Raw genomic sequence first — 16079 nt, 5'->3', positions numbered from 1 at the left:
AGAGACTGACTTACTCGACTGTCATAACGCGAGTGGTGTTGGTTGAGCCGATGGTGCTCATCACATCACCCTGGGTCACGATGACGATATCACCGGATACCAGATAGCCTTTGTCACGCAGAAGGTTTACGGCGTCGTGTGCCGCAGCCACGCCGTCATTGGTGCTATCGAAGTGAACAGGGGTAACACCGCGATACAGCGCCGTCAGGTTCAGCGTACGCTCGTGACGGGACATGGCGAAGATAGGTAAGCCGGAACTGATACGGGAGGTCATCAGCGCGGTACGGCCAGATTCGGTCATGGTGATGATTGCGGTAACGCCCTTCAGGTGGTTGGCAGCGTACATGGCGGACATCGCAATCGCTTCTTCCACATTGTCGAACTGAACGTCCAGACGGTGTTTAGAGACGTTAATGCTTGGGATCTTCTCAGCTCCCAGACAAACGCGCGCCATGGCGGCCACGGTTTCTGCAGGATACTGGCCTGCTGCGGTTTCCGCTGAAAGCATAACCGCATCGGTACCGTCCAGCACGGCGTTGGCCACGTCCATGACTTCCGCACGGGTTGGCATTGGGTTGGTGATCATGGATTCCATCATCTGAGTGGCGGTGATCACCGCGCGGTTCAGCTGACGTGCGCGGCGAATCAGCGCTTTCTGGATACCCACCAGCTCAGGGTCGCCGATTTCCACACCCAGGTCGCCACGGGCAACCATCACCACGTCAGAGGCGAGAATCACGTCGTCCATGGCGTCCTGATCGCAAACGGCTTCCGCGCGTTCAACTTTAGCGACGATTTTGGCATCGCAACCAGCATCACGTGCCAGTCGGCGCGCATAGTTCAGGTCTTCACCGCAGCGTGGGAAGGAGACGGCCAGGTAGTCAACGCCGATCAGCGCAGCGGTAACGATATCCGCTTTGTCTTTATCGGTAAGCGCTTCTGCAGAGAGGCCGCCGCCCAGTTTGTTAATACCTTTGTTGTTGGAGAGCGGGCCGCCGACGGTGACTTCGGTGAACACTTTCATGCCCTGAACTTCCAGCACTTTCAGCTGTACGCGACCGTCGTCGAGCAGCAGGATATCGCCAGGTACCACGTCAGCCGGCAGGCCTTTATAGTCAATCCCGACTTTCTCTTTATCGCCTTCACCTTTGCCGAGATTGGCATCAAGCAGGAATTTGTCGCCGATATTGAGGAAAACTTTTCCCTCTTTAAAGGTCGATACACGAATTTTAGGACCTTGCAGATCGCCGAGGATGGCAACATGGCGCCCCAGTTTTGCTGCGATTTCACGCACTTTATCGGCACGTAATTTATGGTCTTCTGGCGTACCGTGAGAGAAGTTCATACGCACCACGTTGGCACCTGCGGCGATAATCTTTTCGAGATTATTATCGCGATCGGTGGCCGGGCCTAAGGTGGTTACGATCTTGGTTCTGCGAAGCCTTCTGGACATGTATTACTCCGTTGACTGAAACAACTTTGGTGTTGCGTGAACATTGAATCGGCCTTCATTTGCCGCAAGGCGGCAGAGAGTGGACCGAATGCCGTAAATCGTTACATCGTAATTATTCGTTACGTCTTGTTATCAACTATCAGGGAACATCGCTCTTTATAAGCAATTCTTTATCAAAACGCGATTCCTTAAGCGCTTCCTTGACACGCTTCAAGTTATCTCTGAATTTTGCGCCCCTTCGTAAGGTAAAACCGGTCGCCAGCACGTCAATCACCGTGAGCTGCGCCAGACGGGAGACCATCGGCATATAGATATCGGTGTCTTCCGGTACGTCGAGGGTAATAGCCAGCGTCGCTTCACGGGCCAGAGGTGTACCCGCCGTCGTAAGAGCGATCACCATGGCATCGTTTTCACGCGCCAGCTGGGCCAGTTCCACCTGGCTTTTGGTGCGTCCGGTGTGCGAAATCAGTACCACGACATCATCTTCACTGCAATTCATACAGCTCATGCGTTGCAACACAATGTCATCTGAATAAATAACAGGTACGTTGAAGCGGAAGAATTTGTTCATGGCATCGTGCGCCACAGCTGCCGATGAGCCAAGACCAAAGAATGCAATCCGCTTGGCCTGGGTGAGTAAATCCACCGCTCGATTCACCGAACTCATATCCAGACTCTGGCGGACGTGGTCAAGTGTGGCCATGGCTGACTCAAATATTTTCGCTGTGTAGGCATCAACGCTGTCGTCTTCATCCACATTACGATTAACATAAGGTGTGCCGTTAGCCAGACTTTGTGCCAGATGCAGTTTAAAATCAGGAAAGCCGCGCGTTTCCAGGCTACGGCAGAAGCGATTTACCGTTGGCTCGCTGACACTCGCTTCCTGCGCCAGAGCGGCGATGCTTGAATGAATCGCCTGAGCGGGAGACGCGAGAATAACTTCGGCCACTTTTCGCTCGGATTTGCTAAGGTGTTCCAGTTGAAACTGGATTTTTTCCAGCATGTTCATTGTTAACATGACGCTCATGGGTGTAAACGATTTCATAAATGGGTGAAATCGTGATTCGATTTAGCCGATATTACCCCTGTGGCTTCCATAAAGGGTAACAGTCGACAAGATAATGTTGTTGTTTTTTTTCATTACTTGATCGGCGTCGGGTTTTGCCGGGCCCTTGTTGCGCAAAGAATCGACGGTTGTTGCGTCATTGCATCCCCGAAAGCACCGGAATGGCGAAAAATCGCGGTAAAGCACGTGGCGATAAGCGCTAATGGTTTCGGGAATGACGTAAAAGCAGTACAGTGCATTGTAATAAAATTACAACGATACCTGGCAGAAGTACCAGGTGATCCAACTGAGGAGAATGACATGGCGGTAACGCAAACAGCCCAGGCATGTGACCTGGTCATTTTCGGCGCGAAAGGCGATCTTGCACGCCGGAAATTGCTGCCTTCCCTGTATCAACTGGAAAAAGCAGGCCAACTTCATCCAGATACCCGTATCCTGGGTGTAGGGCGCGCCGAATGGGACAAGGACGCTTATACCAAAGTCGTTCGTGAAGCGCTCGAAACGTTCATGAAAGAGAAAATCGATGAAAGTTTGTGGGATACGCTGAGCGGACGCCTTGATTTCTGCAACCTGGACGTGAACGACATCAGTGCGTTTTCCCGCCTGGGCGACATGCTGGATCAGAAAAATCGTGTCACCATTAACTATTTCGCCATGCCGCCAAGCACCTTTGGTGCCATCTGCAAAGGTCTGGGTGAAGCCAAACTGAACGCCAAGCCGGCGCGCGTGGTGATGGAGAAGCCGCTGGGTACGTCGCTGGCAACCTCCCGCGAAATTAACGATCAGGTAGGCGAGTTCTTTGAAGAGTGCCAGGTTTACCGTATTGACCACTATCTTGGTAAAGAGACGGTCCTGAACCTGCTGGCGCTGCGTTTTGCTAACTCCCTGTTTGTGAACAACTGGGACAACCGCACTATCGACCACGTGGAAATCACCGTGGCGGAAGAGGTGGGGATTGAAGGGCGCTGGGGTTACTTTGACCAGGCCGGTCAGATGCGCGACATGATCCAGAACCACCTGCTGCAAATTCTGTGCATGATTGCTATGTCTCCACCGTCTGACCTGACGGCTGACAGCATCCGTGACGCAAAAGTGAAAGTACTGAAGTCACTGCGCCGTATCGACCGCTCTAACGTACGTGAGAAGACCGTTCGTGGTCAGTACACCGCCGGGTTTGCGCAAGGCAAAAAAGTGCCTGGGTACCTGGAGGAAGAGGGCGCGAACAAGTCCAGCAACACCGAGACGTTTGTGGCGATCCGCGTGGATATCGACGACTGGCGCTGGGCGGGGGTTCCGTTCTATCTGCGTACCGGTAAACGTCTGCCAGCCAAATGCTCCGAAGTGGTTGTCTACTTCAAAAACCCGGAACTGAACCTGTTCAAAGAGTCCTGGCAGGAACTGCCTCAGAACAAACTGACCATTCGCCTGCAGCCGGACGAAGGGGTTGATATTCAGATCCTGAACAAAGTGCCGGGTCTTGACCATAAACACAACCTGCAGACCACCAAACTGGATCTGAGTTACTCCGAAACCTTCAACCAGACGCATCTTGCAGACGCGTATGAGCGCCTGCTGCTGGAAACCATGCGCGGTATCCAGGCGCTGTTTGTGCGCCGCGACGAAGTGGAGGAGGCCTGGAAATGGGTTGACTCCATTACCGAAGCCTGGGCAGCCGATCAGGATGCGCCTAAACCGTATCAGGCAGGCACCTGGGGGCCAGTCGCGTCCGTGGCGATGATCACCCGCGATGGCCGCTCCTGGAACGAGTTTGAGTAAGATCATCCTCTAGCTCGAAAGTGTTATTTTACCGGTAACATGATCTAACACAGCTAGTGGCATAATTTTTAAACTTTTAAGCTCCGTGTGGATTCACCCGCGGAGCTTTTTTTATTACACTGCCGGAAGTGATTTTGCCCCTGAGCTCCGGACAGCAAGCGTTTCAGCGTTGTTAACAACTGCCAGCGACTTTGTAAACTCCTGAGCACGGACAGATAAATTAGAGGAGCATTTATGAATCCGACATTGTTACGCGTAACACAGCGCATTATTGAACGCTCGAAAGAGACCCGTTCGGCCTACCTCGCCCGGATTGAACAAGCTAAAAGTAACACCGTCCACCGCTCTCAGCTGGCATGCGGTAACCTGGCACACGGTTTCGCCGCCTGCCAACCCGATGATAAAGCCTCGCTGAAAAGCATGTTGCGTAACAACATCGCCATCATTACTTCCTATAACGATATGCTTTCCGCGCACCAGCCGTATGAGGTATATCCCAATATCATCCGTAAAGCGCTGCACAGCGTGAATGCCGTGGGCCAGGTGGCGGGCGGTGTTCCGGCGATGTGCGACGGCGTGACGCAGGGTCAGGACGGAATGGAGCTTTCCCTGCTGAGCCGCGAAGTGATTGCGATGTCTGCAGCGGTTGGCTTGTCACACAACATGTTCGATGGCGCGTTGTATCTCGGCGTGTGCGACAAGATTGTCCCGGGCCTGGTAATGGCTGCGCTGTCGTTTGGTCATCTGCCTGCGATCTTCGTGCCATCCGGCCCGATGGCAAGCGGCCTGCCAAACAAAGAGAAAGTGCGTATCCGTCAGCTGTACGCAGAAGGGAAAGCAGACCGTCAGGCGCTGCTGGAGGCAGAAGCCGCGTCCTACCATGCGCCGGGAACCTGTACTTTCTACGGTACGGCTAACACTAACCAGATGGTCGTAGAGTTCATGGGGATGCAGCTTCCGGGCTCGTCCTTTATCCAGCCGGATGCACCACTGCGCCAGGCGCTGACCGAAGCTGCTGCCCGTCAGGTGACGCGTTTGACCGGTAATGGCAACGAATGGATGCCAATGGGCAAAATGGTTGACGAGAAAGTCATCGTTAACGGTATCGTCGCGTTACTGGCAACGGGGGGGTCAACCAATCACACCATGCACCTGGTGGCCATGGCGCGTGCGGCGGGCATTCTGATTAACTGGGATGATTTCTCCGAGATCTCTTCTGTGGTGCCGCTGATGGCGCGCCTGTACCCGAACGGCCCGGCTGACATTAACCACTTCCAGGCCGCAGGTGGTGTGCCGCTGCTGATGCGCGAGCTGCTGAAAGGCGGTCTGCTGCATGAAGATGTAAATACCGTGGCGGGCTTTGGTCTGCAACGCTACACCCAGGAGCCGTGGCTGAATAACGGCGAGCTGGACTGGCGCGAAGGGGCGAATGCCTCTCTTGATGCACAGGTTATCGCCACCATCGACAAACCGTTCTCTCCTCATGGCGGTACCAAAGTGCTCAGCGGCAACCTCGGACGCGCGGTGATGAAGACGTCTGCCGTACCGGAAGAGAATCAGATTATCGAAGCACCGGCGGTAGTGTTCGAAAGCCAGCACGACGTATTACCTGCCTTTGACGCCGGTCTTCTGGATAAAGACTGCGTGGTGGTCGTTCGCCATCAGGGGCCAAAGGCCAACGGGATGCCAGAATTACATAAACTTATGCCGCCACTTGGTGTATTATTGGACCGCCGTTTCAAAATTGCTCTGGTGACGGATGGACGCCTCTCTGGCGCATCCGGTAAAGTGCCTTCAGCCATCCACGTGACACCTGAAGCTTACGACGGTGGTTTGCTGGCGAAAGTGCGTGACGGCGACATGATCCGCGTAAACGGTCAGACAGGTGAGTTAACCCTGCTGGTGGATGACGCAGAGCTGGCGGCACGTAAGCCACATATTCCTGACCTGAGCGCATCGCGCGTGGGGACAGGGCGCGAAATGTTTGGTGCGCTGCGTGAGAAACTCTCTGGTGCTGAGCAGGGCGCAACCTGTATTACGTTTTAAGACGACTTGATTTTAACGATCTGGCGAGAGAAGACACTGATGAAAAACTGGAAAACAAGTGCAGAAGCAATCATGACCACTGGCCCTGTCGTGCCGGTTATCGTGGTAAATAAACTGGAGCATGCGGTACCGATGGCGAAAGCGCTGGTTGCCGGTGGCGTTCGTGTTCTGGAAGTCACCCTGCGCACCGCCTGCGCGATGGATGCCATTCGCGCAATCGCTAAAGAAGTGCCGGACGCCATCGTCGGTGCGGGTACCGTTCTGAATGCACAGCAACTGGCGGAAGTGACTGAAGCGGGCGCACAGTTTGCTATCAGCCCGGGCCTGACGGAGTCTCTGCTGAAAGCGGCAACCGAAGGCACCATTCCGCTGATCCCTGGCATTAGCACCGTATCTGAACTGATGCTGGGTATGGACTACGGTCTGAAAGAGTTCAAATTCTTCCCGGCAGAAGCGAACGGCGGCACCAAAGCGCTGCAGGCGATTGCGGGTCCATTCGCTCAGGTTCGTTTCTGCCCGACGGGTGGCATCTCTCCTGCTAACTACCGTGACTACCTGGCACTGAAAAGCGTGCTGTGCATCGGTGGTTCATGGCTGGTTCCGGCGGATGCGCTGGAAGCGGGCGACTGGGATCGCATTACTAAACTGGCTCGTGAAGCGGTTGAAGGTGCGCAGCAGTAAGTTATTCGCAGCATGAAAAACGGGCCATTCGGCCCGTTTTTTTATCCTCTTACGCTAACTGCTGCGGAGGCTGTTTTCGCTCTCGCCACGGCGTCTTCTACGTTATCCCCGGTGGCTAATGCTACGCCAAGACGACGCGTGCCGTCGATCTCCGGTTTACCGAACAAACGCACCTGTAACCCTGCACCTACTGCGCCGTCGACGTTATCAAACGTGACATTCTGGCTGGTTAATTGCGGCAGGATCACTGCGGAAGCGGCCGGGCCGTACTGACGGATGCCACCAACAGGCAATCCGAGGAAAGCGCGTACGTGCAGGGCGAACTCAGAGAGATCCTGCGAAATCAGCGTCACCATGCCGGTGTCATGCGGGCGAGGTGAGACTTCGCTGAAAATAACCTCATCTCCGCAGACGAAAAGCTCTACGCCAAACAGGCCATAGCCGTCCAGCGCGAGTACAGTTTTACGGGCGATCGCCTGCGCACGTTCCAGTGCCAGGGCACTCATCTGCTGCGGCTGCCAGGATTCACGGTAATCGCCATCTTCCTGACGGTGGCCAATTGGGTCACAGAAATGGACGCCATCAATGGCGCTGACGGTCAACAGAGTGATCTCGAAATCAAATTTCACGACACCTTCGACAATCACGCGACCCGCTCCGGCACGACCACCCTGCTGGGCATAATCCCATGCCTTATCCAGCGTGCTGCTGTCGCGAATAAAGCTCTGTCCTTTACCGGAGGAACTCATCACGGGTTTAATGATGCACGGGTAGCCAATCTCCTCGACAGCCTGCAGGAATGCGGTTTTATCGCCAGCAAACCGATAGCTCGACGTGGGGAGCCCCAGCTCTTCCGCTGCCAGACGACGAATACCTTCCCGGTTCATGGTCAGTTTTGCCGCTTTGGCACAGGGCACCACGCGCTGGCCTTCCTGTTCAAGAGCGATCAGCGTATCGGTGGCGATGGCTTCAATTTCCGGGACCACGAAATCGGGTTTCTCCTGCGTAATCAGTGCCCGTAGGGCATCGCCATCCAGCATGTTAATCACATAAGAACGATGGGCGACGTGCATGGCAGGAGCATCGGCGTAACGGTCTACGGCAATCACTTCCACACCTAAACGCTGACATTCAATGGCGACCTCTTTACCCAGTTCGCCCGATCCCAACAGCATCACACGCGTCGCTGCTGGTCGCAGCGCAGTGCCTAAACGAGTCATAACATTCCCCCTGAAAAAGATGCGCGCAGTATAAACGAAAACGTTTGCGTGTGTCTTGTGCAGGGCTAAGGGAGGGGGAAGAAATTTGCGCATCTTTAGCCCATCCAGACATTTCCTGACGCCTGCTCGCTTACGCTGTGAAATATGTTCACCGTTAAGTGAGGGAAACCATGTCTGGTTGGTTAAATCAGTTGCAATCGCTGTTAGGACAGAAAGCATCGTCGTCTGGCGAGCAGGGGCTCAGTAAACTATTGGTTCCCGGCGCACTTGGCGGGCTGGCAGGCCTTTTAGTCGCGAATAAATCCTCACGTAAGCTGCTGGCAAAATATGGTACTGGCGCGTTGCTGGCCGGTGGCGGGGCCATCGCTGGCACCGTACTGTGGAATAAATACAAGGACAGGGTACGGGCTGCACACTGCGATGAACCGCATTATAGCGAGCACACCTCGCCGCTGGATCTGCGTACCGAACGATTGATCCTTGCGCTGGTCTTTGCCGCGAAGAGTGACGGGCATATTGACGATAAAGAACGATCGGCGATTGAGCAGCAGCTTCGCGAAGCCGGTGTTGAAGAGAAGGGCAGAGCCCTGGTGGCGCAGGCGATTGAACAGCCGCTCGATCCACAGCGTCTTGCGCAGAGTGTGAAGAATGAGGAAGAGGCGCTTGAACTCTATTTTCTCAGCTGTGCCGCCATTGATATCGACCACTTTATGGAACGTAGCTACCTCAATGCCCTCGGCGATGCGTTGAAGATCCCGCAGGATGTACGCGAGGGTATTGAGCAGGATATCCGGGAACAAAAAAAAGCGTTACAGGGATAGCGTCGCGGCTGCGACACTGTTTCGCTTGCATCATGCGTGGGTTTTGCCAACCTTATAGGGTGTAAAACTTAAAAGAATGATGACATGCCACCGAAAGCCCGACGTACTCCTTATGCGATCACCACGCATGGCGATACGCGTATAGACAACTATTACTGGCTACGGGACGATTCTCGCTCCCGGCCAGAGGTGCTCGACTACCTGCACGAGGAAAACGACTATGGCCGCAAGGTCATGTCCAGCCAGCAGGCACTTCAGGATCAACTGCTGAATGAAATGGTGCAGCGCATTCCTCAGCATGATATCTCCGCGCCCTGGACCAAAAATGGCTATCGCTATCGTCATATCTACGAGCCCGGCAACGAGTATCCCATCTACCAACGACAACCCGTGTTAAGTGCCGAATGGGATGAGTGGGAGATTTTACTGGATGCCAACCAGCGCGCCGCCCACAGCGAATTTTATACGCTGGGCGGCATGTCCATTTCACCTGACAACACGATTATGGCGCTGGCTGAGGACTACCTCTCCCGCCGTCAGTATGGCCTGCGTTTTCGCAATCTGGACACCGGGAACTGGTATCCTGAAATGCTGGAAAACGTCTCCCCGGATTTTGTCTGGGCGAATGATTCCGAGACCGTCTACTACGTCAAAAAGCATGCGTCCACGCTACTGCCTTATCAGGTGTGGCGACATACCGTAGGGACGGGTTCTGCCGATGACGAACTGGTCTATGAAGAGAAAGACGAAACGTTTTATGTCAGCCTGCATAAAACCTCCTCACGCCACTATGTGATTATTTTCCTCGCCAGCGCGACGACGTCTGAGGTTTTGCTGCTGGACGCCGAACTACCTGATGCCCAGCCGCTCTGTTTTCTGCCGCGTCGCAAGGATCATGAGTACAGTCTGGATCACTTCCAGCACAGTTTTTATTTGCGCTCTAATCGCGAGGGCAAAAACTTTGGTCTCTATAAAACCAAAGTGCGCGATGAGCGCAAGTGGGAGGTGCTTATTCCCGCGCGGGAGCAAGTGATGCTGGAAGGGTTCACTCTGTTTACCGACTGGCTGGTGGTGGAAGAGCGTCAGCGCGGGCTGACCAGTATCCGGCAAATCAACCGAAAAACCCGGGAGGTGGTGGGGATTGCGTTCGACGACCCAGCCTATGTAACGTGGATTGGTTTCAATCCTGAGCCCGAGTCGTCTCGGTTGCGCTACGGTTACTCCTCAATGACCACGCCGGACACGTTGTTTGAGTTGGATATGGATACCGGGCAGCGTCAGGTGATTAAGCAGACCGAGGTCAAAGGGTTTGAGTCTGAGAACTACCGCAGCGAGCACCTGTGGGTCACTGTCCGCGATGGCGTGGAAGTTCCGGTCTCACTTGTTTACCACCAGGCGCATTTCCGGAAAGGGAAAAACCCACTGCTGGTTTACGGCTATGGTTCCTACGGCTCAAGCATGGATGCCGATTTCAGCAGCAGTAGGTTAAGTCTGCTCGATCGTGGCTTGGTTTTCGCTATCGCCCATGTGCGCGGCGGTGGTGAACTGGGGCAGCACTGGTATGAAGACGGGAAATTCCTGAAAAAGAAAAACACCTTCAATGACTATCTCGATGTTTGTGATGCGCTGATTGAGCAAGGCTACGGGGATCCGCATCTCTGTTTTGGGATGGGGGGCAGCGCGGGCGGCATGTTGATGGGGGCGGTGATCAACCAGCGTCCCGATCGCTTCAAAGGGATTGTCGCACAGGTTCCGTTTGTCGATGTGGTCACGACCATGCTTGATGAATCCATTCCCCTGACGACGGGAGAGTTCGAAGAGTGGGGGAATCCTCAGGATGCGATCTACTATCGCTATATGAAAGAGTACAGCCCGTACGATAACGTGGAGGCAAAAGCCTATCCGCACATGCTGGTCACCACCGGGTTGCATGATTCGCAGGTGCAGTACTGGGAGCCGGCAAAATGGGTGGCAAAACTGCGGGAGCTAAAAACCGATGATAATCTGTTGCTGCTCTGTACCGATATGGATTCCGGGCATGGAGGAAAATCAGGGCGGTTCAAGACCTATGAAGGCGTCGCCCTGGAATATGCCTTCCTGATTGGCCTGGCGCAGGGAACGCTGCCAGGCGGTGAAGAGCCTTAAGCTTCGCCCAGGTAGTGTTTCAGCGTTAAGCGCAGTTCCGGGCTCATTTTGTCGAGGTTATTGTAAAGCCAGCGCAGATAGCCCGGATCTTTATCCGCAATATCAGACACCGCTCTACCGCGATATTTGCCAAAGGTAAAGGTGGTGAGAAGCGCAGGACGACCGGTGATCGTTGCCATATCATCCGGCGTCCAGCCAGAGATATTCATAATATCAATGAGTAACGCGGCGGTAATATAGCAGTCGTACAACGCGCGGTGATGGTGAAGCCCCTCAGGTGTACGGACGCTAAGCTTGCGGGACTTATACAGCGCCATATTACTGTATTTGATCCCCGGCCAGAGGCGACGTGCCAGCTTCATAGTACAAATCCATTCCCCTGGCATTTCGGGCAACACCCGGCGGTCAAAGCTGGCGTTATGCGCGACGTACCACGGGCTACCGTAATAGTGTGGAATAATTTCTTCTATCCACGGCTTATCCGCCACCATTGATTCGGTAATGCGATGGATTGCCATAGCCTGCGGGCTAATGGGGCGATCAGGGCGCACCAGATGGCTCATTGGGTTGACGATTTTACCGTCTACCACATCGACAGAGGCCACTTCCACAATTCCGCCCTGAAGATCGCAAGTTTCGGTATCGATGACGCGCAGCATTGAAAACTCCTGAGCTTAAAACGCTTAGCCTAAAGGAATGATATCGCCTTGCCAACCCTGTCTGCCGAGCGTGCCGGTCAGCAAGAGCTCGCCTTTATCCGCGCGGACAATCAACTGACCTCTTTCATCCCATAACGCGCTGCCGCCACACGCATTAGCCATTAACACGGCAATCGCATATTTATGTGCGAAGCGCTGCAGGGTGCTGATGGACTGCCGCCAGCGATAATCAACAACAGACTGACAGCTGGTAAACAGCGCCGCCTGTGAATCGAGATTGGGTGAATCGGTATGCGCATCAATGATGCTAAGTTGTTTATCTCCTGGAACCAGACTTGCGCCGCTCCCCTGCGGGTAGCGCAGGATACCCTGGCTGGAAGGCGTAAACAGCGCGAGTCCTTTCTGGCGCTGACCATTCCGTTCAAGAGGGAGCCCGGCAATGAGGGTAATTTGGTAAAAATGTGCGGCGTCGAGCAGGGGTTCAAGCTGCGCATCACTGGGGGGAGGAGGTAATACCGTTGTGCCCGAACCCGTTAATGAAAGTTCAGGAAATACCAGCAAATCGCATTGCTGGCGTGCTGCTTCGGCGATGAAGCAGAGGTGGCGCGCAACATGGTCATCTACACTGTGATGCTGCCCGGTATACTGGGCTGCGGCAATATTCCATTGTGACATCGTGACTTCCTTATACACTGAGTCGCAGGGATTTTAAGAATACACCTAGATTAATCAGGGTTTTCTTATCCTGGCATATTCCGCGTAAGGAAGTGTAACGACTTTTTAAGCTTATTTAACTTTAGGCTCGTAGGGCAAACGAGAGAGGTTGACCGATGCGAGACGGTGGGCAATTAATCTTTCGCGAAACCAGTCGCGCAGATGAGCCGGTTGTTCACGTTCAACAACCTCAGCCACGATGGGCATGTTGTAACGCTCTTTAAACGCGACGCCTGCGGCAGCGAGATCGACATTCACTTTATCCATCTCGTCCTGAGGAAGGGTGGCCAGATTGATCTTCATTTCCTTCTCCTTATTATGCGGCGGCAACGTTACCGCGATTGCACGATGATGACAAGCGGAGGCGGGATGATCCTCGACTCGTTTATTATACAGCGTTATTCTTTAGCATACAGACATAACAAAAAGGAATGATTGCGATGGGACTAACCACTTCCCGCGCGGTATGCGCGCTTGCCTTTCTGGCATCATTGGTCATGACGCCTTCTGTGCTGGCGCATGCTCATCTTAAACAGCAAACCCCGGCGGCAGACAGCCAGGTGACACCACCCCAGCTCCTTACGTTGATTTTTTCGGAAGGTATCGAACCTGGTTTTAGTGGAGTCTTGGTCACGGATGCACAAAAGCAGGTTATGAAAACAGGTACGGTTAAACGAGACGAAAAGAACAACGCTCAGCTGACGGTTCCGCTGGAACAACCGCTGACGCCCGGGACCTATCAGGTCGACTGGCATGTGGTCTCCGTAGACGGCCATAAAACCAAAGGCAGCTACCACTTTAGCGTGAAATAGCATGCTGGCCCTGTTTTATGTCGGGTTGCGATTTATCCATTTCGGGGCGCTGATGCTCATTTTTGGCAATGCGCTTTACAGCGTCTGGTTTGCGCCTTCCTCACTCCACCGCCTGATGTCCCGGCGTTTCCAGTTACAGCAGAAAGTGGCGTCTTTAATCAGCCTGGGTGCTGCACTCCTGATGTTTATGTTTCAGGGGGGATTGATGGGCAGTGGCTGGGGAGATGTCTTTTCCCCGGAGATCTGGCGTAGCGTGCTGACGACGCAGTTTGGCAGCGTCTGGCTGTGGCAAATGATTCTTGCTGCCATTACTGTCGGAGCTGCATGGCTCGCTCCCCTGAAAGGTTCCCGGCTGTTATTGCTCGCAATGGGTCAGCTTATTCTGCTGGCAGGGGTAGGGCACGCGGCGATGAGCGACGGTCCGACAGGGGCTTTGCAGCGTCTTAATCACGCTTTTCACCTGCTGTGTGCCGCAACCTGGCTTGGCGGATTACTTCCGCTGCTGTTCTGCATGCGTCTGGCGAAAGGGCGCTGGCAAAATGCCGCTATCTACACCATGATGCGTTTCTCGCGTGTCGGCCATTATGCCGTTGCGGGTGTGCTGCTCACTGGCATTATCAACACGCTGTTTATCACTGGCATCCAGATCCCATGGCAGTCTGACTACGTGCAGTTTTTGTTGTTCAAATGTGCGCTGGTGGCGTTGATGGTAGCAATTGCACTGGCAAATCGGTATTTTCTGGTGCCACGGTTTCGTCCGGAGACCGGACAAGCGCAACAGATTTTTATCAGGATGACACAGGCAGAGGTGGTGCTGGGAACGCTGGTGCTGGCAACGGTCAGTCTGTTCGCGACCTGGGAACCCTTCTGATAAGGTTAAATAGCATATGAAAAAGACAGTACTTTCTCTCTTACTACTGGCCTGCACGGGGAGTGCTCTGGCTGCACCGCAGGTGATTACCGTCAGCCGTTTTGAAGTGGGTAAAGACAAATGGGCTTTCAATCGCGAAGAGGTGATGCTGACTTGCCGTCCGGGTCATGCATTATATGCGATTAACCCAAGTACGCTGGTGCAATACCCGTTAAATGAGACCGCAGAGCAGCAGGTGGCTAGCGGTAAGAGCAGCGGCCAGCCTATCAGCGTAATTCAGATTGATGACCCGGCTCATCCGGGACGGAAGATGAGTCTGGCACCGTTTATCGAGCGTGCCGACAAGCTCTGCTAATGCTCAGGTTTCCAATAAAAAACCGCAGATGCTTGCGAAAGCACTGCGGTTTTTTACTTTTTATGATGCTCTTACGCTTTTTTTCAGGCCGCTTTAGCTGTGGACTGGAAAACTCGGCGTCGTCATCTATTCTTAAAAGGCAAGGCGACTTAGCCTGCATTAATGCCAACTTTTAGCGCACGGCTCTCTCCCAAGAGCCATTTCCCTGGACCGAATACAGGAATCGTATTCGGTCTCTTTTTATCTGTATGAAAGTAAACGAATAAATCCAACGCCTTCTTTCTTTTACAGCGTGCACACTGTGTGTGTCTTGCTAAAACATAACACAACACAGCATGCGGAAGTCCAGCCCTTTTTGCCTGTTTTGTTAAATTTTTGTGCGCAGTCAGCGAAAGCCTATGCAGTGCTTAGAAGCGTGATTTAACAGATGCCTCAATTTCATCAAGGAGTTCAAAGCGACGGCGATATTCGGCACGTTTTTTACTGGCAATCTCCTCAAGGGATTTGCGTTCCATCTGCAAGGGCAGCTGCCAGCTGAATGTTGAGCGCTTTTGACCGTCGATAGAGGCCCAAAACTCATCGTAACTGGCGTGGAAATGACGGCCTTTACTCAGGCGATAACGCAGAGCACGGAAGATATGCCCTTCATCGCTGACGGCATAAATCGCTTTGATACCGGAGAGTGTTGCCAGCTGGAAAAGCACCTCCATTAATACTCGCTTAGGGAAAAGGCCGTGGCAGGCTCGTGTTGCCTGCTTGATCACATCACGAGACACGCTGCGGCGAGGTCCCTGAAGACCGCCAATCACCAGCACATATTCCCCGTTTTCCCGGGCGACGCAAAAGGTCACGCTCGCAAGCAGGGTATTTTCATTGTCTCGCAGCCACAGCGTACACTCGCCTTCGCGCTCCGCTTTACTGGCGTTCATGGCATTGACGTTATAGCTCACGCCATCTTTTGCATGAAACTCAACAATAGATTGCTCCTGGGGGCCAGTTAAAGCGTTGACCAGCCCGGCATCTTTCAGAGAGTCAATCCACTGATAATGACTAATGATAGCGTCGGCACGCGCGTTGGCATTCATGCCACGCATCAGATACTGACGATGGGTTTTACTTGGCAGCGTGATTTGCGAGGCCAGAAGTTGGTCAAAATCGTCGCGGCGGGCCAGCGCATCGAGCATTCGGTGCGTTGAAGACCAGAAAAGCAGCGAACGTAACAGAAATTTAAGTCGATACTCGCGTTTTTGCCAGATAGGGCCTGGGACGAGTTGACCTTTCACCAGTTCGGAAATGATATGGGTACGATGCGAATGTGCTGCATCGTCTTGCAGGCGCGTATTTGACACGGGAAAACCTCAAATTTTATGCATTGCATATTTTAGGGGGCATGCAAAACTGGATTAATACTGGTGAAATATTTATTTATCCTTAGTTTACTGTTTGTTTAGCTTTGTGGA

General features: G+C 53.5%; 15 protein-coding genes. 8 read left to right on the top strand and 7 right to left on the bottom strand.

Annotation, left to right across the window (positions count from 1 at the left end; all coding sequences use genetic code 11):
* Positions 1-10 precede the first annotated feature (10 nt).
* Positions 11-1453 carry a pyruvate kinase gene (gene pyk / locus JGF26_RS13890; RefSeq protein ID WP_008500455.1) on the bottom strand — a complete coding sequence of 481 codons (1443 nt, stop codon included), beginning with the start codon at positions 1451-1453 and terminating at the stop codon, positions 11-13.
* Between the two features lie 139 nt (positions 1454-1592).
* A complete protein-coding gene (locus JGF26_RS13885; RefSeq protein WP_028018637.1) occupies positions 1593-2462 on the bottom strand; it encodes a MurR/RpiR family transcriptional regulator in 870 nt (289 codons plus the stop codon).
* Between the two features lie 357 nt (positions 2463-2819).
* Here JGF26_RS13885 and zwf point away from each other — a divergent pair, with 357 nt between their 5' ends.
* The 3 genes from zwf to kdgA all read left to right on the top strand — a co-directional run bounded on the left by zwf (position 2820) and on the right by kdgA (position 7022).
* Positions 2820-4295: a glucose-6-phosphate dehydrogenase gene (gene zwf, locus JGF26_RS13880; protein ID WP_028018638.1), complete on the top strand. Its 1476-nt coding sequence runs from the start codon at positions 2820-2822 to the stop codon at positions 4293-4295.
* 234 nt (positions 4296-4529) lie between these two features.
* Positions 4530-6341: a phosphogluconate dehydratase gene (gene edd / locus JGF26_RS13875; protein WP_028018639.1), complete on the top strand. Its 1812-nt coding sequence runs from the start codon at positions 4530-4532 to the stop codon at positions 6339-6341.
* 39 nt (positions 6342-6380) lie between these two features.
* A complete protein-coding gene (kdgA, locus tag JGF26_RS13870) occupies positions 6381-7022 on the top strand; it encodes a bifunctional 4-hydroxy-2-oxoglutarate aldolase/2-dehydro-3-deoxy-phosphogluconate aldolase (RefSeq protein ID WP_108089680.1) in 642 nt (213 codons plus the stop codon).
* A gap of 41 nt (positions 7023-7063) precedes the next feature.
* On the opposite strand, the gene purT is transcribed toward kdgA, so the two are convergent.
* The gene (gene purT, locus JGF26_RS13865) at positions 7064-8242 is read right to left on the bottom strand and encodes a formate-dependent phosphoribosylglycinamide formyltransferase (RefSeq protein WP_134708056.1); all 1179 of its coding nucleotides are present in this window, start codon (positions 8240-8242) and stop codon (positions 7064-7066) included.
* Between the two features lie 170 nt (positions 8243-8412).
* Between purT and JGF26_RS13860 the strand changes: the two genes are divergently transcribed.
* The gene (locus JGF26_RS13860; RefSeq protein ID WP_128347524.1) at positions 8413-9063 is read left to right on the top strand and encodes a tellurite resistance TerB family protein; all 651 of its coding nucleotides are present in this window, start codon (positions 8413-8415) and stop codon (positions 9061-9063) included.
* Positions 9064-9147: 84 nt separating this feature from the next.
* Entirely contained in the window at positions 9148-11208 is a 2061-nt protein-coding gene (gene ptrB, locus JGF26_RS13855) for an oligopeptidase B (protein WP_134708057.1), read from the top strand.
* On the opposite strand, the gene exoX is transcribed toward ptrB, so the two are convergent.
* The 3 genes from exoX to JGF26_RS13840 form a co-directional block, all read right to left on the bottom strand.
* Entirely contained in the window at positions 11205-11867 is a 663-nt protein-coding gene (gene exoX / locus JGF26_RS13850; protein WP_028018644.1) for an exodeoxyribonuclease X, read from the bottom strand. The two genes, ptrB and exoX, sit on opposite strands and share 4 nt — an antisense overlap.
* Positions 11868-11891: 24 nt before the next feature.
* Positions 11892-12542 carry a carbon-nitrogen hydrolase family protein gene (locus tag JGF26_RS13845; protein ID WP_028018645.1) on the bottom strand — a complete coding sequence of 217 codons (651 nt, stop codon included), beginning with the start codon at positions 12540-12542 and terminating at the stop codon, positions 11892-11894.
* Positions 12543-12653: 111 nt separating this feature from the next.
* Complete coding sequence (locus JGF26_RS13840) at positions 12654-12884, bottom strand: DNA polymerase III subunit theta (RefSeq protein ID WP_028018646.1); 231 nt, start codon at positions 12882-12884, stop codon at positions 12654-12656.
* A 137-nt stretch (positions 12885-13021) separates the two neighbouring features.
* Between JGF26_RS13840 and yobA the strand changes: the two genes are divergently transcribed.
* Genes yobA through JGF26_RS13825 form a run of 3 tightly spaced genes read left to right on the top strand, consistent with a single transcriptional unit; the run spans position 13022 to position 14619 of the window.
* Positions 13022-13393, top strand: coding sequence for a CopC domain-containing protein YobA (gene yobA / locus JGF26_RS13835; RefSeq protein WP_128347527.1), 372 nt, complete (start codon positions 13022-13024; stop codon positions 13391-13393).
* A 1-nt stretch (position 13394) separates the two neighbouring features.
* Positions 13395-14264 carry a copper homeostasis membrane protein CopD gene (copD, locus tag JGF26_RS13830; RefSeq protein ID WP_134708058.1) on the top strand — a complete coding sequence of 290 codons (870 nt, stop codon included), beginning with the start codon at positions 13395-13397 and terminating at the stop codon, positions 14262-14264.
* Between the two features lie 16 nt (positions 14265-14280).
* Entirely contained in the window at positions 14281-14619 is a 339-nt protein-coding gene (locus tag JGF26_RS13825; protein ID WP_134708059.1) for a YebY family protein, read from the top strand.
* Positions 14620-15026: 407 nt separating this feature from the next.
* Here JGF26_RS13825 and JGF26_RS13820 read toward each other — a convergent pair whose 3' ends face one another.
* Positions 15027-15968 carry a VirK/YbjX family protein gene (locus tag JGF26_RS13820; RefSeq protein WP_049008507.1) on the bottom strand — a complete coding sequence of 314 codons (942 nt, stop codon included), beginning with the start codon at positions 15966-15968 and terminating at the stop codon, positions 15027-15029.
* Positions 15969-16079: the final 111 nt, after the last annotated feature.

It is taken from the genome of Enterobacter sp. E1 (assembly GCF_016809815.1).
GTDB classification, from domain to species: Bacteria; Pseudomonadota; Gammaproteobacteria; order Enterobacterales; family Enterobacteriaceae; genus Enterobacter; species Enterobacter adelaidei.
The sequence above is the reverse complement of the archived record's forward strand: the minus strand, read 5'-3'. Positions and strand labels throughout refer to the sequence as shown.